This is a genomic window from Kitasatospora sp. NPDC056184, from assembly GCF_042268405.1.
GTDB lineage: Bacteria > Actinomycetota > Actinomycetes > Streptomycetales > Streptomycetaceae > Kitasatospora.
This window is the reverse complement of sequence record NZ_JBHJUI010000004.1, coordinates 30,123-52,735: the sequence shown is the minus strand read 5'-3', so window position 1 is coordinate 52,735 and position 22,613 is coordinate 30,123. Positions and strand designations below refer to the sequence as shown.

15 protein-coding genes and 1 pseudogene are annotated in these 22,613 nt (G+C 71.7%); 4 read left to right on the top strand and 12 right to left on the bottom strand.

Translation table 11 applies throughout. The features are described 5' to 3' along the window. Window positions 1–113 precede the first annotated feature (113 nt). Window positions 114–1,643, bottom strand: a complete 1,530-nt coding sequence (locus tag ACFC0B_RS10160) for an FAD-dependent monooxygenase (protein ID WP_376084464.1) — start codon at window positions 1,641–1,643, stop codon at window positions 114–116. After that, on the bottom strand, window positions 1,640–2,506 hold the full coding sequence (locus ACFC0B_RS10155) for a TIGR03621 family F420-dependent LLM class oxidoreductase (RefSeq protein ID WP_376084462.1): 867 nt from the start codon (window positions 2,504–2,506) through the stop codon (window positions 1,640–1,642). The genes ACFC0B_RS10160 and ACFC0B_RS10155 overlap by 4 nt, the downstream gene beginning before the upstream one ends. Before the next feature lie 293 nt (window positions 2,507–2,799). Here ACFC0B_RS10155 and ACFC0B_RS10150 point away from each other — a divergent pair, with 293 nt between their 5' ends. Next, window positions 2,800–4,020 carry a cytochrome P450 gene (locus tag ACFC0B_RS10150; RefSeq protein WP_376084460.1) on the top strand — a complete coding sequence of 407 codons (1,221 nt, stop codon included), beginning with the start codon at window positions 2,800–2,802 and terminating at the stop codon, window positions 4,018–4,020. Window positions 4,021–4,179: 159 nt separating this feature from the next. Here ACFC0B_RS10150 and ACFC0B_RS10145 read toward each other — a convergent pair whose 3' ends face one another. From ACFC0B_RS10145 to ACFC0B_RS10115, 7 genes are all read right to left on the bottom strand, one after another. Beyond that, window positions 4,180–5,124: a GlxA family transcriptional regulator gene (locus tag ACFC0B_RS10145; protein ID WP_376084458.1), complete on the bottom strand. Its 945-nt coding sequence runs from the start codon at window positions 5,122–5,124 to the stop codon at window positions 4,180–4,182. After that, window positions 5,121–5,705: a cysteine hydrolase family protein gene (locus ACFC0B_RS10140; RefSeq protein ID WP_376084456.1), complete on the bottom strand. Its 585-nt coding sequence runs from the start codon at window positions 5,703–5,705 to the stop codon at window positions 5,121–5,123. The genes ACFC0B_RS10145 and ACFC0B_RS10140 overlap by 4 nt, the downstream gene beginning before the upstream one ends. 160 nt (window positions 5,706–5,865) lie before the next feature. Beyond that, complete coding sequence (vph, locus tag ACFC0B_RS10135) at window positions 5,866–6,822, bottom strand: viomycin phosphotransferase (protein ID WP_376085090.1); 957 nt, start codon at window positions 6,820–6,822, stop codon at window positions 5,866–5,868. Window positions 6,823–6,917: 95 nt separating this feature from the next. Continuing rightward, a complete protein-coding gene (locus ACFC0B_RS10130; RefSeq protein ID WP_376084454.1) occupies window positions 6,918–10,469 on the bottom strand; it encodes an indolepyruvate ferredoxin oxidoreductase family protein in 3,552 nt (1,183 codons plus the stop codon). A gap of 216 nt (window positions 10,470–10,685) precedes the next feature. Next, window positions 10,686–12,410 carry an FAD-dependent monooxygenase gene (locus ACFC0B_RS10125; protein ID WP_376084452.1) on the bottom strand — a complete coding sequence of 575 codons (1,725 nt, stop codon included), beginning with the start codon at window positions 12,408–12,410 and terminating at the stop codon, window positions 10,686–10,688. Then, window positions 12,407–12,922, bottom strand: coding sequence for a VOC family protein (locus ACFC0B_RS10120; protein WP_376084450.1), 516 nt, complete (start codon window positions 12,920–12,922; stop codon window positions 12,407–12,409). Before ACFC0B_RS10120 ends, ACFC0B_RS10125 begins: the two co-directional genes overlap by 4 nt. Before the next feature lie 95 nt (window positions 12,923–13,017). Further along, complete coding sequence (locus ACFC0B_RS10115; protein ID WP_376084448.1) at window positions 13,018–13,584, bottom strand: TetR/AcrR family transcriptional regulator; 567 nt, start codon at window positions 13,582–13,584, stop codon at window positions 13,018–13,020. Window positions 13,585–13,769: 185 nt separating this feature from the next. Here ACFC0B_RS10115 and ACFC0B_RS10110 point away from each other — a divergent pair, with 185 nt between their 5' ends. Further along, window positions 13,770–14,714, top strand: a complete 945-nt coding sequence (locus ACFC0B_RS10110) for a fumarylacetoacetate hydrolase family protein (RefSeq protein ID WP_376084446.1) — start codon at window positions 13,770–13,772, stop codon at window positions 14,712–14,714. Here the strand turns inward: ACFC0B_RS10110 and ACFC0B_RS10105 are convergent. The 3 genes and pseudogenes from ACFC0B_RS10105 to ACFC0B_RS10095 form a co-directional block, all read right to left on the bottom strand. Then, window positions 14,711–15,631 (bottom strand): LURP-one-related/scramblase family protein, encoded by a 921-nt coding sequence (locus ACFC0B_RS10105; RefSeq protein ID WP_376084445.1) that lies wholly within the window; start codon window positions 15,629–15,631, stop codon window positions 14,711–14,713. The genes ACFC0B_RS10110 and ACFC0B_RS10105 overlap by 4 nt on opposite strands. Window positions 15,632–15,928: 297 nt before the next feature. Further along, window positions 15,929–16,546, bottom strand: a complete 618-nt coding sequence (locus ACFC0B_RS10100; protein ID WP_376084444.1) for a hypothetical protein — start codon at window positions 16,544–16,546, stop codon at window positions 15,929–15,931. Between the two features lie 521 nt (window positions 16,547–17,067). Then, window positions 17,068–17,196: pseudogene (locus ACFC0B_RS10095) on the bottom strand (family 1 glycosylhydrolase); the annotation flags it as partial. 301 nt (window positions 17,197–17,497) lie between these two features. Between ACFC0B_RS10095 and ACFC0B_RS10090 the strand changes: the two are divergent. Both ACFC0B_RS10090 and ACFC0B_RS10085 read left to right on the top strand, forming a co-directional pair. Then, a complete protein-coding gene (locus tag ACFC0B_RS10090; protein ID WP_376084442.1) occupies window positions 17,498–21,553 on the top strand; it encodes an AAA domain-containing protein in 4,056 nt (1,351 codons plus the stop codon). Next, window positions 21,553–22,392 (top strand): hypothetical protein, encoded by an 840-nt coding sequence (locus ACFC0B_RS10085; RefSeq protein ID WP_376084441.1) that lies wholly within the window; start codon window positions 21,553–21,555, stop codon window positions 22,390–22,392. Before ACFC0B_RS10090 ends, ACFC0B_RS10085 begins: the two co-directional genes overlap by 1 nt. Window positions 22,393–22,613 lie beyond the last annotated feature (221 nt).

The following is a 22,613-nucleotide window of genomic DNA, read 5'->3' as shown; positions in this document are numbered from 1 at the left end:
TCACTACGTTGAGGGCCGCGGCGAGCACGCCGATGGCCACCGTTCCGACCACTGGCCACACCGAGGCAGCGAAAGCGGGGGCGGGGCGTCCGCCGTCGTTGTCGCCGCGGGGGTCAGCGCGGGTCGCCGAACCAGGCCCTGAGGGCCTCCGCGAGGGCCGGTCCGCCGCCCGGAGCCGGGGCGGTGGCGGGCGCCGCTGCCGGGTCGGTCCAGGCGATGTGGCCGTCGGGCCGCAGGAGCACGGCGGCGCCGCCCGTGGCGGCGGTGAGCTCCGGCGTGGGGCGGGCGCTGACGGTGTCGACCCGGTCGCTCCAGCGGTGCGCGCCGTCGTGGTGGCGCCGTCCGTCGCCGCCGGGTCGGAGCAGGATCCCGCGGGCCCGCCGCTGGAGGGCGGCGGTCGTGGTGCGGGCGCCGTCGGTGGTGACGAGGGGCAGGTTCGGCAGCCGGCGGCCGACGAGGGGGTGTCCGTCCACCGGGCTGGGGTGGCGGACGTCGGTGCCGGTGACGAGCTCCAGCAGGTACCGGTTGACGTCGTCGAGGCCGATCAGGTCGGTGAGCAGGTCCCGGAGTGCGCCGACGTGTTCCGGGCCCTGGACGAGGGCCAGTTGGGCGTCCAGCGCGCGCACGGCCCGGGCGCCGGCGGGGTGGCGCTCGTCGTGGTAGGTGTCGAGCAGACCGGGGGGCGCCCAGCCGTTCAGGTCGGCCGCGAGCTTCCACCCGAGGTTGACGGCGTCGTGGACGGCGGTGTTGATGCGCAGGCCGCCGAGCGGACAGAAGGTGTGCGCGGCGTCGCCCACCAGGAACACCCGGCCGTCGCGGTAGCGTTCGGCGTTGCCGCTGGTACTGGTGAACCGCTCGGCCCAGCGCAGCGCCCCCGCGGGCAGCGGCCAGCCGGTGAGCCGGGTGATCTCGCGCTGGAGCTCCTCCAGGGTGGCGGGTGCCCGGACGGCGCCCCGGGCCCGCCCGGTGGCGGTGGCGGTGGCGGTGGCGGTGATGACGCGCAGGACCCCGGGCCCGGCCGGGCAGGCGGAGTACATGGCGCCGGCCTCGGTCAGGCGCGCGCCCAGGTGCTCCGGGGCCAGCGCCGCGAAGTCCGTCTCGACGTCCGCGACCAGGCCGGAGAGCGCCCAGTCGCCGCCGGGGAAGGCGATCTTCGCGAGGCGGCGGACGGTGCTGTCCTGGCCGTCGGCGCCGACGAGGTAGGAGCCGCGCAGCTCGTACGGGCCGTCCGGGCCGCTGATCCGGGCGGTGACGCCGCCGGCGTCCTGGCGCAGGCCGGTCAGGCCGTGTCCGCGCCGGATCTCGACGCCCGAGGCGGTGAGCCGTTCGGCGAGTGCGGCCTCCAGGCGGGTCTGCGGGACGATCAGGCCGTGCTCCCGCGGTCCGGCCAGGCGCTGCGGGTGCAGCCAGAGCAGAGCGTAGTGGGCACCGGGCAGCGGGATGGCGTCGGCGCGCAGGTCGTCCAGGAGCCCGCGCTGGTCGAGCAGTTCGACGGTGGCGGCGTTGACGGCCTGGCCGGGGGCGTGCGGGTCGGCGGCGGGCAGCCGGTCAAGGACGACGACGGGCGCGCCGGCCAGGGCGAGCTCCCCGGCCAGGGTCAGACCGGCAGGGCCCGCCCCGGCCACGATGACGGGTGAGCTCACTGCCCGTCCTCCCGTAGCAGGCGGATCACGGGCGCGAACTGCTCCAGGTAGGGGCCGAGGACGGTGATGTAGCCGAAGCCGTGGTCGGCCCGGTGCCTGCGGATCTGCTCGGCGATCTCCCGGTGCGTGCCGATCAGGACGGTCGGCAGGTCCAGAATCCGGTCGACGCTCAGCTGGGGGGCCAGCGCGCGGGCGGCCAGGGCGCCGGAGCGCCGGTCCTCGGTGACGACGACCAGCTTGACCCCGATGTTGAACTCGGGCTCCCGGCCGGCCGTATGGGCGCGGACGAAGGCGACCCGCTCCGCCAGTTCCCCGGCGTCGGCCAGGGTGAGGCCGCCGCCGGGCTCCAGACGGGCGCCGATGAAGGCGACGGTGTCCGCCTCGCGGGCGGCCAGGGCCAGTTCGGCGTCCTCGTGGCCGCCGATCAGCAGCGGCGGGCGCGGCGCCTGGACGCCCTGCGGGAGGTGCTCCGGGTCGGACAGCAGGCGGCCGACCCGCTCGACCGTCTCCGTCAGGTGGTCGAGGCGCCGTTGCGCGCTCCACCCGGCGGTCGCGGCCACGACGCTCTGGCCCGCGCCGATGCCCAGCTCCAGCCGGCCGCCGGAGAGCCGGTCGACGGTGGCGGCCTCGCGGGCCAGCAGCTCGGGCTCCCAGAACGAGGCGTTGGCGACGTAGGTGCCGAGCCGGATCCGCTCGGTGGCGGCCGCCGCCGCCACCAGGCCGGGGAACGGGGACGAGCGGCCCACGTGGTCGACGGCGGACAGCACGTCGTAGCCGAGGCGCTCGGCCTCGCGCGCGACGACCGGCCAGTCCACCGCTGGGTCGATGATGCTGACCCCGAACCTCAACGGGCGTTCTGTCACGGGTTTCTCCTCGTCGGCTGGAAGGGTGGCACGGCTGCCGCGGCCGGGAGCACGAGCGGGCTGTGGCTGCCGGTCCACGGAGAGCAGCCGAGGTCGCGGCGCGGCCGGCGCGGCCGGCGTCCTCCTGCGGCCACTGTCGGGACGGCGCTAAAGCCACCCCTAAGGAGCCGAGCCCCGGCTCCGCCCGACTCCGCCCGCCACCGCCCGCCGCCGCAAGGCGGCCTTTAGGCCACGCCAAGCGGAGGCGGAAACGCTGGGCGCCGCCCGGACCGACCAGCCGCAGGAGGACCCCCATGGAGGGCACGGCCCACGCCGATGCCGCGCAGCGGCTGCCGGAGTTCCCCCAGCCGCGGACCTGCCCCTACCACCCGCCGGCGGGCTACCGGACGCTGCGCGAGCAGCAGGGCCCGCTGGCCCGGGTGCGGCTCTACGACGGCCGGGCGGTCTGGACGGTCGTCGGCCACGCGGAGGCGCGCGCGCTGCTCACCGATCCGCGGCTGTCCTCCGACTGGTCGCACCCGGGATTCCCGGTGACCAGCCCGCGCCGCGCGTCCATCCAGAAGCAGGCCCTGCTGATCGGCATGGACGCCCCCGCGCACACCGCCTACCGCCGCCGGCTGATCTCCGCCTTCACCGCGCGGCGGATCAACGAGCTGCGCCCGGCGATCCAGCGGCGCACCGACGAACTGGTCGACGCCATCCTGCGCCAGGGCCCGCCCGCCGAACTCTCCGGCGCGCTGGCGCTGCCGCTGTCCTCCCTGGTGATCTGCCACATCCTCGGCGTGCCGTACGAGGACCACACGTACTTCGAGCAGCAGACCGCCCGGCTGGTGGCCCGGCAGGCGGGCGAGCAGGACACCCTCGACGCGCTGCGCGGCCTGCGCGGCTACCTGGACGCCCTGATCGTCCGCAAGGAGGGCGAGCCCGGCGACGGCCTGATCGACACCCTGGTCCAGGAGGACCTAGCCGACGGCACGCTCAGCCGGGAGGAGATCTCCGCGCTGGCCCTCATCCTGCTGATGGCCGGCCACGAGACCACCGCCGGCATGATCACCCTGGGCACCCTGGCACTGCTGGAACACCCCGACCAACTGGCCGCCTTCCGCGCCGACCCCCGGCTCGTCCCCGGCGCGGTCGAGGAGCTGCTGCGCTTCCTCTCCGTCGCGGACGTCGCCACCCGGGTTGCCGCCGAGGACGTCCAGGTCGGAGCGCTGACCATCCGCGAGGGCGACGGCGTGCTGCTCCCGAACTCCGCGATCAACCGCGACCCGCGGGCCTACCCCGACCCCGACCACCTGGACCTGGCCCGTACGGACGCCCGGCACACCGCCTTCGGCCACGGCGCCCACCAGTGCCTGGGCCAGAACCTCGCCCGCACCGAACTGCAGATCGCCCTGCACACGCTGGTCACCCGCATCCCCACCCTCCGGGTCGCCGGCCCGGCCGACCGCCTCGCCGTCAAGCCCGCCGACAGCGGTGTCCAGGGCATCTACGAACTCCCGCTGGCCTGGTGACGACGGGCCCGCAACGCGTGGCCGAGAGGCCGCACACTCCGCAGCCGACGGAGGCCGACCGCCGCGCGTGGAGCGCCCGGCGGGCGGCGATCAGCTCGCGGTACCCGGTCCTGGAGGCCCTTGGAGTCCGGGATGGCCCTCGGCCCGTCGAACGGGCCGTCATGAGGCGAGGGCCTTGCCCGCACCGGTGCGAACAGCCTCGGCGCGGGCGCGCAGGCGGCGGAGCATCCTGGCGTCCTGGAAACCGGCCGCGCGGGCGGCGGCCTCCGTGGTCGCGCCGTGCGCGATGAGGTGCTCGGCCCGCTCGACGCGCAGCTCCTGCTGGTAGCGCAGCGGGGTGAGTCCGGTGGCCTCGGTGAAGTGGCGGGTGAGGGTGCGCTCGCTGACGCCCGACGCGCCGGCGAGGTCGGCGAGGCTGAGCCGGGCGGTGAAGCGGGCGTCGATCAGGTCCTGCACCCGGTGGACGGCGTCGACCAGGTGGGCGCGGTGCCGGAGCATCACGCTGACCTGCCGCTCGTCTCCGTTGCGCCGCGCGTGGACGACCATCTCCCGCGCGATCCGGGCGGCCGCTGCCGGCCCGTGCCGGACGGTGACCAGGTGCAGGGCCAGGTCGATGCCGCTCGCGATGCCGGCCGAGGTCACCACCCGGCCGTCCACCACGTACAGCACGTCGCGCACCACGGCCGTCCTCGGGTAGCGGCGGGCCAGTTCGTCCTGCAGGTCGTGGTGCGTGGTGCAGCGGCGCCCGTCCAGCAACCCCGCCCGGCCGAGCGCGTCCGCGCCCGCGCAGACGCTGGCGACCGTACCGCCGGCCGCGTGGTGGGCGGCCAGTCGCTCCAGCGTCGCCGGGGAGAGCTCCCCGTGCGCCCGCAGCATCGGCGCCCGCCAACCGGGAACCACGACCAGGTCGTCCGGCGTGAGCCGCGGCCACTCGACGGAAGCCCGCAGCGCGAGCCCCTGCGCCGTGGGGACGTCCTCCTGCTCGGCCACGTAGCCGACCGTGTAGCCGAGCCCGTGGTCCGCCGCCGTCGAGAACACCTGGGCGGGCCCGGAGAGGTCCAGCAGGTGCAGCTGCGGGACCAGCAGGAAGACGACACGGGTCACGATCCGGTCAGCTCCTTCACGGTGGTGACGGTGGCGAAACGGCCTGCCAGAGCGTACTCGGTGCGGGCGATGATCTCGTCCGTGGAGAGCGTGCGCGGATCGGCGAGGATCTCGTCGAGGCTGCGCCCGGCCGGCGCGTCGCGGTGCTCGATCGGGTGGGTGGCGGTCGCGTCCACCACGAACGTGACGTCGTAGCCGAGGTCGGCCGCCACCCGGGTGGTGGTCTCGCAGCACTGTTCGGTGCGAATGCCGCTGACCACCAGTCGGCGGACCCCCCGCTGGGTGAGCAGCTGCTGCAGGTTGGTGGTGGTGAACGCGTTGTGCGAGGTCTTGGTGACGACGGGCTCCCCCTCCACCGGCTCCAGCCCCTCCATCAGGCGGACGTGGCCGAGAGCGGGGTCGAACACCGTCCCGGTGCCGGGCTCGGCGTGCAGGACCCAGACGACGAGGTCGCCCTCGGCCCGGGCGTGCTCGACGAGCCGGGCGACCTTCCCGACGATCCCGGGGTCGGAGACGGCCGCCCAGTTCTCGCGGCGGCGGAAGGATTCCTGGACGTCGATGACGAGGAGTGCGTTGGTCATGCCTCGATCCTCACCGCCACGGGGCGCCCGGGCGAAGACCCCATCGGGCCTGGATGCGGAACGATCCGGTCAGGGCGGGTGCCGGCTGGTGCGTGCCGCAGCGACGGAAGGCCCCGGCATCAACCGTGGCCGCGCCGCCGACGGCGCCCGGCACAGGTGTTCAGCGGTAGCCCGCCAGCCCGTCGGCCACTTCCCCTTCATCGCCGTCGCGCCGGGCCTGGAGGGCCTGCTGGAGGGCGAAGGTGCCGCGGATCGCGGCGATCCGGCCGGCCGCGTCGCCGCCCGCGGCCCCGCCGCCGAGGGCGAGCACCCGGCCGAGCAGCTCCTCGCCGTAGGAGGCGCCGATCGCCGCGAGGTCCTCGGCCTGATCGCCGAGGGCGACCTCGTCCCAGTCCACCACACCGCTGAGCCTCGGCAGGCCGTCGACGGTCTCCCACAACACGTTCTCCCCGCCGAGGTCGCCGTGGACCACGGCGGAGGTGAGGTGGGGAAGACCGTCGAGGGCGGCGAGTTCCCGCGCGGCCCGGACCCGGCCGGCGTCGTGCATGAGCGGGAGGAGCTCCGCCCGGACCCCGTCGGCGAACTCCCGCCACTCCCCTTCGGGAGCGTGCGGAAGGGCCGCGCGCGCCCGATCGTCACCGCCGGCCGCGGCCAACGCCGACAGCAGCGCGGCGTACTGCGCGGCGACCGCCTCCGCCGCCTCGGGGTCTTCGAGGACGTCCTCCGCCAGGACCGCCCCGGGCACACGGGTGAGCACCAGGTACGCCGGCTCGTCCGGGCCCGCGCCGCCTCCCTCCTCCAGCGGCTCGGGGGTGCGGAACCCGAGGCCGAGCCCGGCGAGGTCGCGCAGTCGCGCGGCCCGGCCGGGGAGCCGCTCGGCCGCAGCACCGGTGCGGGCGAAGCAGACGACGCGCTCCGCCCCGATGACCACGTGGTGGAACTGCCCCTGGCGGATCGTCAGCCCCGCCGGATCCTCGCCGGGCAGCAGTCTGCCGAGCAGGGTGCGGTGCGTTCCGGAGATCACCATGGCGCCTGAACCCTCCTGCTGCGAACGGCGGTCGGGAGGCGACCGGACCGGGCGCCGCCCGAGAGACCGTACGCCCCGCCGCTTCGGCAGGCCAACTACCCGAAAGACCGGCCCGATGAGCGGCGATCAGGCCGCCGCCCCGCGGGTACTCACGGTCCGGGGTTACCGGACCGGACGAGCCGCCGTCAGGCGAACGGCTCCGGCGTCACCCCGCCCTGGGCGCGGTCCGGGGAGTGCAGGCGGTCGACCAGCTCCTCGGAACGGGCCCGGTACCGCGCGACCGATGCCATCTTGATCTCCTCGTAGCCGCGCACCATCTCGGGCAGTGCGGCGATTTCGAGAGCCAGCGCGTGAACGTCCTCGTCGAGGACTCGGCAGACCTCGGTCATGGTGGCCTCGTACTCGGCCACCAGGGCCCGTTCGGTGCGTCGCACGCGGGCCGCTCCGAACGGGTCGAGGCGGGTGCCGCGGAGGCCGCGCATCGCCGCGAGGGCGCGGAAGGCGGGCTTGAACCAGGGGCCCAGTTCGATCTTGCGGGTCATCCCGAGTGCCCGCAGCACGGGCGGATGGAGCCGGTAGGAGATCCGCGCGCCGTCCCCGAAGCGGGCCCTCACCTCCCGCTCGACCTCGGGGTCGAGGGAGAGCCGGGCCACCTCGTACTCGTCCTTGTACGCCATCAGCTTGTACAGGTACGTGGCCACGGCCTCGGCGAGTGCGGTCGAGCCGGGCACGCGTTCGCCCTCGGCCCGCCGCACCCGTTCGACGAAGCGCAGGTACCTCGTCGCGTAGGCGACGTTCTGGTACGCGATGAGCTCCGGAACGCGGACCTCCAGCAGCCGGGCGAGCTCCGACCCGGGGGCCGCCCCGGCCGAACCGAGGACGCCGCGGGCCGTGGCGGCGAGGCGGCCCCCCGGCCGCGCCGGAGCGGAACTCCCGTGCAGGAGGGCGGCGAAGGCCTCGGGGTCGGCAACGGCCTGACGGCCGAGGCGGAAGGCCTTGAGGTTGGCTTCGACCTTGATGCCGTTGAGGGTGATCGCCTCCTCGATGGCGTGCGCCGGGATCGGCAGCGCACCGGTCTGGTAGGCCGCGCCCGTCAGCAGGAGATTGGCGAACTGGTCCTCGCCCAGCAGGTCGCCGGCGAGCCGCCGCGCGTCCAGGAAGACGGTGTCCCGGGCTCCTGCCCGAATCCGTTCCTTGAGCGGTTCGGACGGCGGGAACGGCACGGTCGGGTCGATCACCATCCGTCCGGTCGGGACCTCTGCCGTGGAGACGACCGCCACCGTCCGCGCCCGGGCGGTCGCCGACAGGTTTCCGGGTTCCGCGGCCACGAGCAGGTCGCAGCCGAGGTAGAGGTCGCACTCCCCCAGGGCGGCCTTGCCGGCCTGGTCCGTCGGTTCCGTGGTGATCTTGATGTCGGAGACCACCGCGCCGCCCTTCTGGGCCAGGCCGGTCTGGTCGAGGGTCCGGACGTGCAGGCCCACGAGCGAGGCCGCGGTGCTGAGGATCTGCGCGAGGGTGACCACGCCGGAGCCGCCGATGCCGGCGATCCGGGTGGTGTGGGACGCCGGCACGGCGGGTTCCGGATCGGGCAGGGCGGCGCTGTCCGGCATGGGTGCGGCGGTGAAGGCGCGCCCCCGGGCGGCGGGGACGACCGTGAGGAAGGAGGGGCAGTCCCCCGCCAGGCAGGCGTAGTCCTTGTTGCAGGAGGACTGGTCGATCCGGGTCTTGCGGCCGAACTCGGTGTCGACGGGTTGCACGGAGAGGCAGTTCGACTGCTGCCCGCAGTCGCCGCAGCCCTCGCACACCCGCTCGTTGATCACCACGCGCTCGGCAGGCTCCGGCGCGAGGCCGCGCTTGCGCTTGCGCCGGAGTTCCGTCGCGCACTCCTGGTCGTGGACGAGCACGGTGACGCCAGGCGTCCGGGCGAGCAGGTCCTGGGCCTCGGGCAGCCGGTCGCGGTGCCAGACGACGACGCCCTTCGGAAGCGCGGCCCTCCGGTAGCGCTTGACGTCCTCGGTCGTGACGATGACGCGCTTGACGCCCTCCGCCAACAGCTCCTGGGCGATCGCGGGCACGGGCATGACGCCGACGGGCTGCTGCCCACCGGTCATCGCCACCGCGGAGTTGTGGAGCAGCTTGTAGGTGACGTTCACCCCGGCCGCGACCGCCGCCCGGATGGCGAGGCTGCCGGAGTGGTGGAACGTGCCGTCCCCGAGGTTCTGGATCAGGTGGTCGCGGGTGAGGAACGGTTGCATCCCGATCCACTGGGCACCCTCGCCCCCCATCTGCGTCATGCCGATGACGTCCCCGGCCTGGGCCGGGTCCATGAGCGTGACCATGGCGTGGCAGCCGATCCCGGCTCCGACGGCGGCGCCCTCGGGTGCCTTGGTCGAGAGGTTGTGCGGGCAGCCGGAACAGAAGTAGGGGGTCCGGGTCGCCATCGGCAGGAGCGGCAGCACCCTGCGCCGGGCCGCTGCCGGCTGCTCGGCGTCCAACCAGCCGCGCACGGTGGGGAATTCGGCCATCGCGGTCAGCCGGGGGGCGAGCCGGGAGGCCACGGTGTCGGGGTCGAGTTCTCCGTCGAGGGGGAACAGGACCGTTCCGTCGGGTGCGCGCTTGCCGGAGACGGACGGCTGGTCACCGCGCCCGTAGAGCAGGTCCTTGAGGGCGGTCTCGATCAACGGCCGCTTCTCCTCCACGACCACGATGTGGCGCAGTCCGCTCGCGAACCGCTCGACGACCGTGGGTTCGAGCGGGTGGATCATGCCGAGGTGGAGCAGGCGCACACCCCGCCGCTCCAGTTCGGCGTCGTCGAGCCCGAGGATGCGCAGGGCCTGGCGGACGTCGAGGAAGGTCTTGCCCGCCGCGACGATGCCGATGCGGTCGTCGGGCCCCGTCACGGTGATCCGGTTGAGGCCGTTGGCGGCCGCGTACCGGCGGGCGATCTCCAGGCGGGCGCCGTCCCGGGTCCGCTCCATCCGGCCCAGGGCCGGCTGCACCAGCCGGGTGCCGACGGTATGGCGGTACGGCACTCCGTCGATGACGCGGTCCGGGTCGACCGGGGAGATCCGGCCCGCGCTCACGTCGACGGTGCCGGATCCGTCGGCCACCGCCGTGACGATCTTCAGGGCCACCCAGAGGCCGGACGCCCGGGACATCGCCACGCCGTGCAACCCGAAGTCGAGCGCCTCCTGCGGGTCGGACGGGTAGAGGGTGGGCAGACCGAGGTCGGCGAGGAGCAGTTCGGAGGCGCCGGGAACGGTGGACGACTTGGCGGCGGGGTCGTCACCGACCAGGGCCAGCGCGCCTCCATCCGGGTGGGTGCCCATCAGGTTGTTGTGCCGGATCGCGTCCGAGGCGCGGTCGAGCCCCGGGGACTTGCCGTACCAGACGGCCGTGATGCCGTCGACGCGCTTGTCCGGCTGCGCGGCGGCGAGCTGGGTGCCCTGGACGGCCGTCGCCGCCAGCTCCTCGTTGACGCCGGGGCGGAAGACGATGTCGTACTCGTCGAGGAGGGGGCGGCAGCGCGCCAGCTCCATGTCGTATCCGGCGAGCGGCGAACCCTCGTACCCGGAGACGAATCCCGCGCTGCTGCGGCCCGCCCGACGGTCGGCGCGGCGGATGTCGAGCGGCAGGCGGGCGAGAGCCTGGATGCCGGTGAGATGGATGGTGCCTTCTTCGCGGACGTGGCGGTCCTGGAGCGAGGGCCGGGGTCCGGTCGTGTTCTGAGGGGTCACCGCTGTGTTCCTCCGGGTGGGGCATCGCAGGTGGTCGGCGGGGAGGGCGCGGGCCCTTCGGCCGGTCTGCCGGGCGCGCCGGGCCGTCGAGTGGGGGCGGGAGGCCGGGGCGATGGATCGGGAGCGCCGGGCGCGAGGACCGGCGCTCCCCACAAGGTCCGCCCCCGGACGGAGCCGTAATGCCGGCCGCGGCCGGGGGCAGGACCTGACGAAGCACTACGGGGCGGGCCGCTCGGCTCCGCGGAGCAGGTCGGTGAGAGCCGACGCGGGGGTCGATCCCCCGGTGCTGTGCCACGCGATGTGACCGTCCGGCCGGACGAGGAGGGCTCCGTCCGCACCGATCCCGAGCAGCTCGGGACAGCGGCCGTCCGGGCTGGTGACGTCACGCCCGAGGACGACGGTCCGCTGCACCATGCCCTCCCAGGTCTCCGCGGACTCCTCGCAGGACTCCGTGAGGGACTCCGTGAGGGGCTCCGTGAGGGACTCCGCCCAGCCGGTTCCCTTCGGCCCGGTGATGAGGGTGAAGCCCGGTCCGAGGAGGTCGTGAGTGGACACCGGTTCCCCGTCGCGTTCGACCCAGGCGTGCGGAAGCCGCGCTCCGGGAACGGCGGTCGGCGTGTAGTCGGTGGCCGAGGGCGGGGGGCCGCCCGCGCCGAACACCTGCCGGGCCGCTCCGTAGACGTACCCGATCTCCTGGTTGAGCGCGTCGAAGTGCGGGCGCTGCCGGGGGACGGCCTCCGCGATCCGCCGGCGTTCCGCCTCGGCGACCTCCGGGTCCGGACTGGCGAGGCGTGCGGCGATTCCGCCCGTCTCGGGCCCGATGCCGACCTCGGCCATCTTGATGGCGTTCAGCATGCTGTGGCGGGCGTTGTCGACGGCGATGGGGCGGCGTTCCCGCTCGTAGCTGTCGAGCAGGGCGTCGGAAGCACGGCCGCCCAGCACGGCGGCGAGCTTCCAGCCGAGGTTGTCCGCGTCGGCGAGGCCGCTGTTCATGCCGAGACCGCCGGTCGGCGGGAACTGGTGCGCCGCGTCGCCGGCGAGGAGGACACGGCCGCGGCGGTAGGTCTCGGCGGTCCGGGCCGTCAAGGTCCACGACCCCACGGAACGGATGTCCACGTCGAGTTCGGTGGTTCCGACGGCGTCCCGGATGATCTGGGCACACCGTTCGGGCGGGTAGTCCTGCGGCGATTCGACGGCCGGGTCGAAGCTCCGCTGGAAGGTCCACCGGCGGGCGCCGTCCATCCCGATGAGGACTCCCGGGGAGGTGTCGTTGATCAGCCAGACCAACAGGGCGGGGTCCTGGTGCATCCACGGGGAGAGATCGGCGTGGAAGTAGATGTTCAGCTCGTGGCCGAGGACCGGAGAGCCTTCCATCGCGATGCCGAGCTTGTCGCGCGTGCTCCCGACCGCTCCGTCCGCCGCCACGACGTAGCGGGTGCGCAGGACCTGCCGCCCGCCGGGGCCTTCCAGGGTGACGTCGACGGCATCACCGTGGTCCGCCACCTCGACGACAGTGGTGTCGTAGTGGACGGCGGCCGCGCCCTGGGCGAGGACCGCGTCCAGGAGGTGCTGCTGCACCCGGTCCTGGGCGCAGGAGGCGAACAGCTCGGCGGAGGCGTGCGCCCGCTGCGCGAGCGAGCTCTGCGCGCCGTCCGCGAAGTCGATCCGGCCCAGGGGCTCCCCGGCGAGGGTCCGCTTCCACAGGATGGTGCCGGCCTGGGCCGGGTCCACCGCGTCCGCCCGGACGGCGTCCGCGATGCCCCAGGCCCGGAACAGTTCCATGGACCGGGTGTTGACGACATGGGCCCGGGGGTGCGGGTTGATCCCGCCATACTGCTCGCAGACGACACTGCGGACGCCGTGGCGGCCGAGGACGAGCGCGGTGGCCAGTCCCACGGGACCGGCTCCGATGATGACGACCGGGGCGTCGATGTCCGTCATGCGCGCCTGACCAGGTCCGCGAGGGACTCACCGGATTCGAAACGCCGCACCAGGTCGTCGGGGTCGAAGTCGACCCCGATCGGGTTGGCTTCGAAGTCCCCGGACCGGAACCACTCGTCGAGCGCCTCCGCGGTGGCGAAGTTGTCGATCTGGAGCTCGACGTGATTGCCGTCGGGGTCCTCGAAGTACATCGAGGTGGTCGGCCCGTGGTTGATGCACCAGAAGGGGGCGATGCCGCCGCCCTTCAGCCGCTGGTACGTGTCGAGCAGATCCGCGATCGTCGCGTAGGTGAACGCCACGTGGTGAAGGCCGCTGTGGGCCTCCGTCGGACGCTCGGACGCCCCGGTGGCGACCAGCGCGACGCGGTGGTGCTCATCGTCGTAGGTCAGGAAGGCGAGGGCCTTGTTGGCGAAGGCGATGCGGCCTTCGAGGACGCGCACGTACCAGTCGGTCATGGCCGACAGGCGGCCGGTGCGCAGCACGACGTGGGCGAGTTTTTCGGGAGAAGCCATGGAGTGGCGACCTCCTGTTCGAGGGCACGGCAGCCCTCTTGACTGCCATACAAGAGAAACTTAGGCACTCTCTTGTATGGCAGTCAAGAGATGGTTCAGCGCGCCGCCGCGACCGCGACCAGCGCCTCCATCAGCAGGTCGACGAGCTCCTCGGTCGGCCGGTCCAGCTCCCGGATGCTGACCAGCAGCCCTTCGAAGAGCACGTGCGCCACGTCCGCCACCGGCGCGACGTCCGCCCCCTCGGGCAACCGGCTCGCGACAGCGGCGAGGAGGCGGCCCTCCAGCCACTCCCGCATGCGGGAGTAGGCGTCGGCGAGGGCCGGCGACTCGCCCATGCGGTCGTACGCCTCCCGGTGGAGCCCGCGATAGGCCTCCAGGTCGACGAGGAACGTCACCAGCTGCCGCCGGGGATCGCCCCCGATCGCCGGATCCGCCTCGACGCGCTCCCGCTCCCGCAGGAACAGGCGGTCCAGCGCGGCGGCGAACAGTTCGTCCTTGGTCGGGAAGTACCACCGCACGGCGTTCGCCGCGACGCCCGCCGCCCTGCCGACCTCGGCCAGGCTGGTCCCCTTGTACCCCTGGGTGGCGAATAGTTCCCAGGCGCTCTCGACCAGGACGGCCTCGCGCTCGGCTTTCGGGATCTGCTGACGGTTCCTTGGCATGACAACCAAGCCTAGGCGGCACCCCCGCGCACCCCCGCCCGCACCCCCGCCCACGCCCCGTCCACGCCCCACCTGCGGCTCCGGAGAGCCGGAGCCCGACGATCGATGAACTCTTGACTTCGAAACAAGAACGCTCTTGACTTTAAAACAAGAGAATTCCTTCCCCCGACCCGCGGGAGTCATTGATGCGCCTCTACAGCACAGCCCTGGGCATCGCCAGGGAGGACGCCCCCGGTGAGCTCTCCCTGCTCGATCTCCCCTTCTCCGACCTGGGCGCCCTCCTGCGCGGCCCCGGGGTCGCGGCGGCCCGCACGGCGGCGGTCCTCCGGCGGGTCCCGCTCGACGGGGTTCGGGTGCACGCCCCCGTCCGCCGGCCCGGGAAGATCCTGATCGTCGGCCTGAACTACCGCAGCCACGCGGAGGAGGCCCTGGAGATGTTCGCCGCGATGGGGCGGCCCGACATCGTCCTGCCCGCCGAGCCGAACTTCCAGGTCGTCGCGGGATCCGCGGTCATCGCCCCCGGCGACGACATCCGCCTCCCGGCGGTCGCGGCCGGACAGGTCGACTACGAGGGCGAGGTCGCCGCCGTCATCGGCAGGCCCGCGACCGCCGTCGACGCCGCCGACGCGAGGGACCACCTCGCCGGCCTGACCATCGCCAACGACGTCTCCGCGCGCGACATCCAGAAGCGGGCGATGTCCGGCGATCCGATCGCCTCCATCGGCGTGTCCAAGAGCTTCGACACCTTCAAGCCGCTCGGCCCCTGCCTGGTCACTCCGGACGAATTCCCGGAGCCGCTCGACCTGCGGCTGCGCACCCGGGTCAACGGCGAGGTGCGCCAGGACGATCGCACCAGCGGCTTCCTTCACGGCGTGGCCGAGCTGGTCTCCTTCCTCTCGCACTACCAGACCCTCGAACCCGGCGACGTGATCCTCACCGGAACGCCCCGCGGCGCCGGCGTGTTCTCCGGTCGCCACCTGCGCCCCGGCGATGTCGTCGAGGTCGAGGTCGAGCACCTCGGCACGCTCCGCAACCGCGTGGCGGCCGCCCCCGGGACCACCGGCGCGCCGACCGGTGCCGGCCTCCCCGCCCGCACGGGGGAGGCCGGCACCGCGAACCGGGCTCGCTAGCCGAGGCCGCGGGCGTCCTGCTTCAGCGCGGTGTCCACGGTCAGCGCGGTCGCCACGACGAGGCTGAGCAGCGGGTCGGCGAGCGGGCGGTGGATCTGGAGCACGTAGTTGTCGGCCGTGGTGAACATCGTCTTCGCCAGGCCTTCCCAGGTCTTGGTGATCCGGGCGATCTCGGTGTCCGTCTCGTCGACGATGGAGAAGTTCCAGGCCCGCCAGTTCTCGGCCTTGACGGCGCCGACCTTCCGCCCGCCGACCTCCAGCGCGAAGTTGATCTTCCCGATGGCGTTCTGCTGAACGATCTGGCCGACTTCCTGGCCGTTCGGAAGCTGCACGATCACCCGCGACTTGATGAACTTCGCCGGGCGGGTCAGCAGCAGCGCCGGGGCACCCTGCGCGTCACGGATCTCCAGCTTGTGGGTCAGGTACTGGTCGAGGGAGGTGAGCAGCCGGAGAACCTTGCGCAGACCGCTCTGGCCGACCTGGACCACCGAGCCCAGCGCGGCGCCCTGCTGGTCGAAGACGGCGTACTCGTTGGTCAGCTCGATCAGCTTGGCCTTCTGGTTCACCACGAGGACCGGCTCGGAGAACAGGGTGCCGCCGCCACCGGAGACCGGGCCGACACCCGCCTGCTGCTGTACCTGGCGCTGCACCTTGGCGGAGTCGCCGACCGGAGCGACCGGCTGCCCGGGGAAGCCGGGAGTGTTCGTGTTCTGGGACATGGCGGGCAGGCTAGGCCCAATCCTCCCCGGATCGCCAGATCGTTCGACCGCCGCCGTTCGTCCGCGGACCGCCGGTTCCGCCCGTGACCTGCGGCTTCTGCGGCTGCGAACGCCAGTTGTCCGCCACCCGACGGCGGCGGTATGACCGACGTCACACCCGGGACGCCGGCTCGGGCCCGGTCGAGCCACCTCAACCACCGTGCCCGCCAGGCCCGGTGGGCCGCGATCAGGTCGCGGCACCAGGCGCAGGAAGCCCTGGGGGTGCGGCGCTGCGTCTCGAAGTCGACCTGGACCAGACCGAGCCTTTGATTGAACCCCTCGGCCCGTCGAACGCCCTGTCATCCTGCGCAGGCCGACACATCGTCAGCCCGGGGGGGGGAATGCCCGGGCACGGATGGCCACCAGTCGGGTGCACCTGCTCACACCGGTCGTGCCCATCCCACGGACTTCGTCGACGCGGCGGCTGCTCACCACAGGCCGGTGTGCCCGCCTCGTCTACTGCAGGATGTTGATCGCGCGGGCGATCACCAGGGCAGCGACGATGAGGGAGGCCGCGGCCTCCACCATCATCAGCAGCTTCGCCCATCTCCTGACAGCGGAGACGTCGGCCGGGCTGAACGCCGTGGCGGTCCAGAAGGCCAGCGACAGGTAGTCAGCGAACGTCGGCACCCAGTCGGCCGTCACGTAGGCCGAGTGCTGCATCTCGGGAAACACGAAGCTCGGGCTCGACTGGATCGGGTGGGCGCGGGCAGCTGCACCGCCTCGGTCGAGGTCCCAGTACCACAGCGCGAAGGCGATCACGTTCGTGGCCCAGGTCACTCCCCCGGTGGCCAGCAGACCGGTGGCGTTGTCGGCGAACAGCTTGTCATTGGTCAGGATGTCCGCCACCAGGTGGACACCCGCATAGAGGTTGGCCACGGTGATGAAGCCGATCATGACGTCGGTGACCACTCTGAGCCACCGCTTCTGCCGATCGATCCGCCCCGGGTCACCGAGGATCAGTGCCCCCAGCAGGGTGAGCATGACCACGGGAACCATCCATGCGGGGTCCAGCCGGTACGAGGCGGGCAGCGCCAGGTGGAGCATCGCGGCCGTGGCGATCGCCAGTGCCACCGGCCACCAGCGCTCACCCCGCGCGGCGGCCTGATCGAGTGTCGCCGACGGTGAACCGGTCGGCCCAGGGCTTGATCCCATGCCTCATTGTGCCGACGCCCGCCGCGTTGGCCTCGGACGGCACACCACCCCGGACGGGTGGACCAGGTGATCTTCACGGCCCTGCGGTCCTCGGCAAGCCGCTTGAGCACCCACCAAGACCCTGGCCACCGGGCCGGGCCGGTTCGGCACCACCGTCAACGCCGTCGCCTCGGGCTTCATCGCCACCGACAAGGCCGCCGCCACCGCCGCGCGGATCGCCGTGCTCCTTCGAGGACCTGCCGACGCTCGCTGCCGAGCGGATCCAGGTAGGCCGTGTCGGCCGCCCAGAGCCGGTCGGGTCGCCGACCGGGACTACTGGTGACGGCTCCTGCGCCCGTCGATCACCCGTTGCCGTGACGTGCGACCACAGACGCCCCTGTCCGCCATGCCCGCCTTCCGGGACTGGACCGTCGCGCGCCACCACTGACCCCGAAGGCCAACTACCGTACGCGGCGATTCCGGTGCGCCGCGATCAGGTCGCGGTACCAGGTGTATGAGGACCTCGGGGTGCGCATCTGCGTCTCGAAGTCGACGTGGACGAGGCCGAAGCGCTGGTGGTAGCCCTCGGCCCGTCGAACAGGGTGTCATCCTAATCCTCGTTCTGGAGCTCCCCCTCGACGCCGGCTCGGCCAGCGCGTACACCGTCTAGCCCGTTTCTCTCCCGTTGCCCTGCGTGCCCACGAAGCGCCTGCTTGCCGATGACGCGCCCGGGGCGCACGTCTTCACGCAAGCAACACTCCTATGCGCTCCCCGTCATCTCCGATCAAGCTCCGAATTTTGCCTCTTCCTCTCAACAGAGCTCGTAGCCTGGTGCGTTCGCCCACCGACCAGGCGGACTTACGAAGAGGATCGGACCAGAGGGGTAGCAAAGTGAACGGCACCGCCACTCGCGCACGGGAGGAGGCCGTGGCCTCTCAAGCTCAGCGATGGGCCGACGAACTCATTGATCTCGGGCCGCGCAACACCTTGCTGCACTTCAAGGACTCGAAGACTGGCAGTCTCGACCTGACCGCAATCTCCGCCGAGCAGCAGTACGCGCTACTGAGCGGCCGAAAGGTCCGGCTCGCGAGCCTCGTCCCCGATCCGTCCGATCACAAATCTGCCTGCCTTCGCGCGCGCTACCTGCGGCGCCGGATCCTGGAACTGGACGAGGAACAAGGTGTCGAGGCAGGTCGCCTGGCCTGCGGACTGCTGAACGTGGACCCGCCGAAGACACGTGGCACAACCGTCGTCCCCCCGCTGCGCGCTCCCCTCGTGCTGCTGCCCCTGACGATCCAGCCGCGCACAGCCACCGAGAACGACTACGTCCTCCAGATCGACGGCGAGCCGGAGATCAATCCGGTCCTGCTTTACGCGCTGAACCGCCAGTACGGTCTGGACGACGACCTCGACCAACTGGCCGACCAGGCTTCGGCCACGCTTGAAGAGCAGACGGATCCGGGTACCCGGGTTCGCGCTGTTTACGACCACCTCGCCAAGTCCCTCCGTCGAAGCGGGCTGCCCGCGTCGTTCGAGGAACGCCTCGTGGTCGGGGCATTCAGTTTCGACCGTCTGCCCATGGTCAACGACCTGAAGAACTCGGTCTCATTGCTCGCCGAGCACCCCGTCATCGCCGCCATCGCCGGCGACAGCTCGGCGGCCCGCTCGCTGCTGGAGGACACGGAGACCCCTCCCCCAGTGGGCGAGATCCCGCCACAGGAGGAGTTCCTCGTCCACGATGCCGATGCCTCTCAGCAGCAGGCGATCCGCGCCGTGCTGGCCGGCCGACATGTGGTCATTGAGGGCCCTCCCGGAACGGGTAAGAGCCAGACCATCGCCAACCTCATCGCCGCGCTGGCTGCTGAGGGACGGCGCGTCCTCTTCGTCGCGGAGAAGCGCGCCGCGATCGAGGCGGTTACCGATCGACTCGCCCAGGCCGACCTCGACGGACTCGTTCTCGATCTCCACGGGAACAAGTTGAACCGTCGCCAGCTGGCCCAACAGCTTCTTGAGACCCTCGACCGGTCCGGCCAGGAGCCGCCGCCGCGCCCTGAGCAGTTGCACACCTCGCTCGAGCACTTCCGCAGTCAGACCGGTCAGCACGTCGCTGAGTTCCACAAACTGCGGTCCCCGTGGGGAGTAAGCGCCTACCAAGCCCTGACGGTGCTGTCAGGAGTTCCGCCCGAGCACCGGACCCGCTGGCGCCTGCCCAGCGGCGTCCTGAAGCAGTTGGACCTGGCTGCACGGCAACAGGTGGAGCGGGACCTTCACAAGTTCGTCAGCCGAAAAGGGCTGCAGATTCGGCGCGGCCAGTCCCCCTGGGCGCGCACCCGTGTACGGGACGCCAAGGAACTCCGTCCAGTCCTCGAACGACTCGACCAGCTGGCGGGCACGGCCTTCCTGGATACTCGCCGGGATATCGAGACGCTCATCACCGCAGCAGGGCTGTGCCAGGCACAGGACGTCCACGGCTGGCAGCAGCTGCTAGAACTCTTGCAGGCCGTGTCCGGCACCTTCGAGGAGTTCACTGCGGAGGTCTTCGGACCACAGCTCGACCGGCTCGTCGCCGCCACCGCTGACCGAGCGTGGCGTAAGCAGCACGGGCAGCCCATCGGCTGGTGGCAGCGGCGCTCCTTGGTCCGTGAGGCCACGGCCATCCATCGGGACGGACTTCGCGACCGCCAGCTCCTCCACACACGGCTGGTCCAGGTCCAAGCGCAGCGGACTCGCTGGCAGAGCGTGTCGGCGGACGGCGCACCGCCGTCCACCGTTCCTGAACTCGGCGCCACCCTGAAGAACTTCATCGAGCTTCGCGACCGGATCGCCGCAGTCGCCCTCTGCGCGGGTGTCGACGGCTGGGCGAAAAAGCCTGCCGATGAGGTCGCCGAGATCGTACGAGTACTCGACGCCGACCGCGCGACGCTCTACCAGATGCCCGAACTCAACCAGCTGACCGACCGCTTGGAGGCCGCCGGGCTTGGGCCGCTGCTTGACGAGCTGGCTCAGAGCCTCCCCACGCCCGAGGCGGTGGTCGACCGGTTCCAGTACGCCTGGTGGTCATCCGTGCTCGACGAGATCAAGATGCATTCCCAGCACGTTCGCACCTTCACCGGACGGGAACACGACCACGCCGTCGCGCAGTTCCGCCGCACCGACAGCGACCACACGGCCGCCAACGCCGGCCGCGTGCGATACACCGTGGCGGCCCGGCTGCGCAAGGCCCGCGATACCCACCGCGACCAGAACGCCGTGGTCCGCGACCAGGCCGCCCGCAAGACGCGCCACCTGCCCCTGCGCAAACTGGTAGCCAAGGCCCCCGACGTGCTGTTGGCGGCCAAACCCTGCTGGGCCATGTCGCCGCTCGTGGTCAGCCGGGTGCTACCGGCCACCCGGCTGTTCGACGTGGTGGTCTTCGACGAAGCCAGCCAGATCCTGCCGCACGACGCCATGACGTCGATCATGCGGGGCCGCCAGGTCGTCGTCGCGGGCGACCGGAACCAGTTGCCGCCCACCTCGTTCTTCAGCCGCGTACTGAGTGGCACCGACAACCAGGAGGACGCTGACGACGAGGACGGGAACGATCCCGGCGTCTTCGAGTCGCTCCTGGATTTGCTCAGCAGTCGGCTGCCCCGCGTCCACACCCTCCGCTGGCACTACCGGAGCAGTGACGAGAGACTGATCGCCTTCTCCAACCGCGAGATCTACGGCGACCAACTCGTGACGTTCCCCGGGACCGCCGTCGAGAGTCCGATCCGTTTGGAGGTCGTCGACGGACACGCACTGCCCGGCCAGGACGGCTCCGCGCCCCAGGAGGTCGCGCGAGTGGTGGAGCTGGCCCTCGACCATGCCTGCCGTACCCCCGACCTCAGCCTCGGCATCATCACCATGGGCCAAAAGCACGCCGACCGCATCGATCTAGCCCTACGGAGAGCCCTCGAGGCACAGCCGGATCTGCAGGACTACTTCAGCCCCGAGGCGGGCCCCGGCCGGCGCTTCTTCATCAAAAACCTCGAGCGCGTGCAGGGTGACGAACGCGACGCCATCATCCTCAGCATCGGGTACGCCAAGGCCGCCAACGGGCGGCTTGCCCAACGTTTCGGGCCGCTCAACAACGAAGGCGGAGAGCGCCGGCTCAACGTCGCCATCACGCGCGCACGCAACCGCATGACAGTCGTCAGCTCGTTCTCCCACCACGACTTCGGCCCGCGTGCCGAAACGAAGAACCGCGGCCCCGAGCTGCTGCGCCTGTTCCTCGAGTACTGCGCTGTCCAGGGTGACCTCACCCGGTCGGGCGGACGCCAGGAGACGTACGAGCTGAACCCGTTCGAGCGGCAGGTCCTGGAGGCCCTGCGGTCCTCAGGCGTCCCCGCCGTCCCACAATGGGGCGTCTCCGGCTACCGCATCGACTTCGCCCTGGCTCATCCTGAACGCCCCGGCCAGATGCTGCTCGCCGTGGAGACGGATGGCGACCGCTACCACCGGACAGTGAGCGCACGAGACCGTGACCGGCTCCGCCAGGCTCACCTGGAACGGCTGGGATGGCAGTTCCACCGGATCTGGGCCGCAGACTGGTTCGCCGACCCCCAGGCCGAGACGGACCGCCTTGTCGGTGTCTGGCAGGACGTCGTCCGCGCGGCCGATGAGCCGCCGAGCGGCACAGCGCCTCAGACCTCGGTCCCCGCTCCGCGCCGGGCAGAAGAGCCGTCGACGCGGCGAGGACACAGACCGTCGTTGACGCCCGGTGGCAGCATCGGCACCTACTCCGACACGGATCTCCGCTCGCTCGCCGGCTGGATTCTCAGCGACGGCTACCAACTCGACCGTGACACCCGGATCAGTCAGGCCATGACCGAACTCGGCTTCCGGAAGCGAGGACGGGTCATTGTCGAACGCCTCAACCAGGCCTTCGATCACTCTCAGCAGTTCGCGGACGAGGAGCACATCTGATGGCCCAGCTCGATCCCATGACCATCCAGCGCATCGCGCGACTCGTGGTGGACGTGGACGGCCCCTTCGAACGCCCCGGCTACCAGCTCGCCGAACTGCTGAAACGAGCGGCATGGCCGGTAGCCGCCGAGTACGACGGCACGGCGCGAGTGTCCTGGCTGACGGAGACGATCACGGAGTCGGCCAGTGACGAAGCCGCCATCAGTCGCTTCCTGTGTCGTATCTGCGACCCGCTGGAGTACGAGGACGGCATGGCGTCCGCCGACCTCCTCCGGCAAGGTCTCAACCAGATCCTCACCGCAGAGCAGCTGTCGATCACCTACGTTAGCGGCCGCCCGATGGTGGGTGCGCTCGGGCAGGACGGCCGGTCGACCACCTTCAGCCCGCCCGAGGACTTGGAGGCACGTGTTCGACGACTGGTCAGCAGCGAGGAGATCACGCGTCAGCTCATGCAGCGGGTGAACGAGACTCGTATCTGCGCGGACAACGGTGCGTACGTCTTCACCCTCATCGGTATCGGAAGCTTCACCGAAGGTCTACTACTCGATGTGCTGACCAAACGCGACCCGAGCCTGGCCCAGGGGTTCCCGAATCCGAACGGTGGAAGGCCGGTGCCGCTGGCTAAGGCCGGCCTGGCGCTGCTACTGGACACCGCCCGGTCCCGAGGTTGGATTCAGGTCGACGCACACGACTTCATGAAGATCGTCCGCGAGTACCGCAACTTCGTCCACCTTCGTCAGCAGCGGGAACGCGGGATCGATCCCGACCACGACACCGTCATGATGTGCTGGGGCCCTGTCCTAGCCGTTCTCAACGATCTCGATTCGAGTCTGCAGTGACCACTGCCTGGCAGATCATGCCCGGTGAGTGACGACCGAGTCGCGGTACCAGCCGCACGACGGCCCCCTGCCCCTCAACACAACGCCGCCATCCTGGCCGCAGCCACCTGACCTTCGGCCAACTATCGCGTTGTCGACAATAACTGGCATTGCTGCGAACCGCGGAGTTTCGCTCCGCTCCGTAGATTGGAAGCACGAGTACGTCGTCGAGTGTTTCCGCC

Bases quoted from the DNA above. Each gene is read 5' to 3' on its own strand.
- ACFC0B_RS10150 (WP_376084460.1), top strand. From the start codon at position 2,800: ATGGAGGGCACGGCCCACGCCGATGCCGCGCAGCGGCTGCCGGAGTTC.
- ACFC0B_RS10140 (WP_376084456.1), bottom strand. From the start codon at position 5,705: ATGACCAACGCACTCCTCGTCATCGACGTCCAGGAATCCTTCCGCCGC.
- ACFC0B_RS10125 (WP_376084452.1), bottom strand. From the start codon at position 12,410: ATGACGGACATCGACGCCCCGGTCGTCATCATCGGAGCCGGTCCCGTG.
- ACFC0B_RS10120 (WP_376084450.1), bottom strand. From the start codon at position 12,922: ATGGCTTCTCCCGAAAAACTCGCCCACGTCGTGCTGCGCACCGGCCGC.
- ACFC0B_RS10115 (WP_376084448.1), bottom strand. From the start codon at position 13,584: ATGCCAAGGAACCGTCAGCAGATCCCGAAAGCCGAGCGCGAGGCCGTC.
- ACFC0B_RS10110 (WP_376084446.1), top strand. From the start codon at position 13,770: ATGCGCCTCTACAGCACAGCCCTGGGCATCGCCAGGGAGGACGCCCCC.
- ACFC0B_RS10085 (WP_376084441.1), top strand. From the start codon at position 21,553: ATGGCCCAGCTCGATCCCATGACCATCCAGCGCATCGCGCGACTCGTG.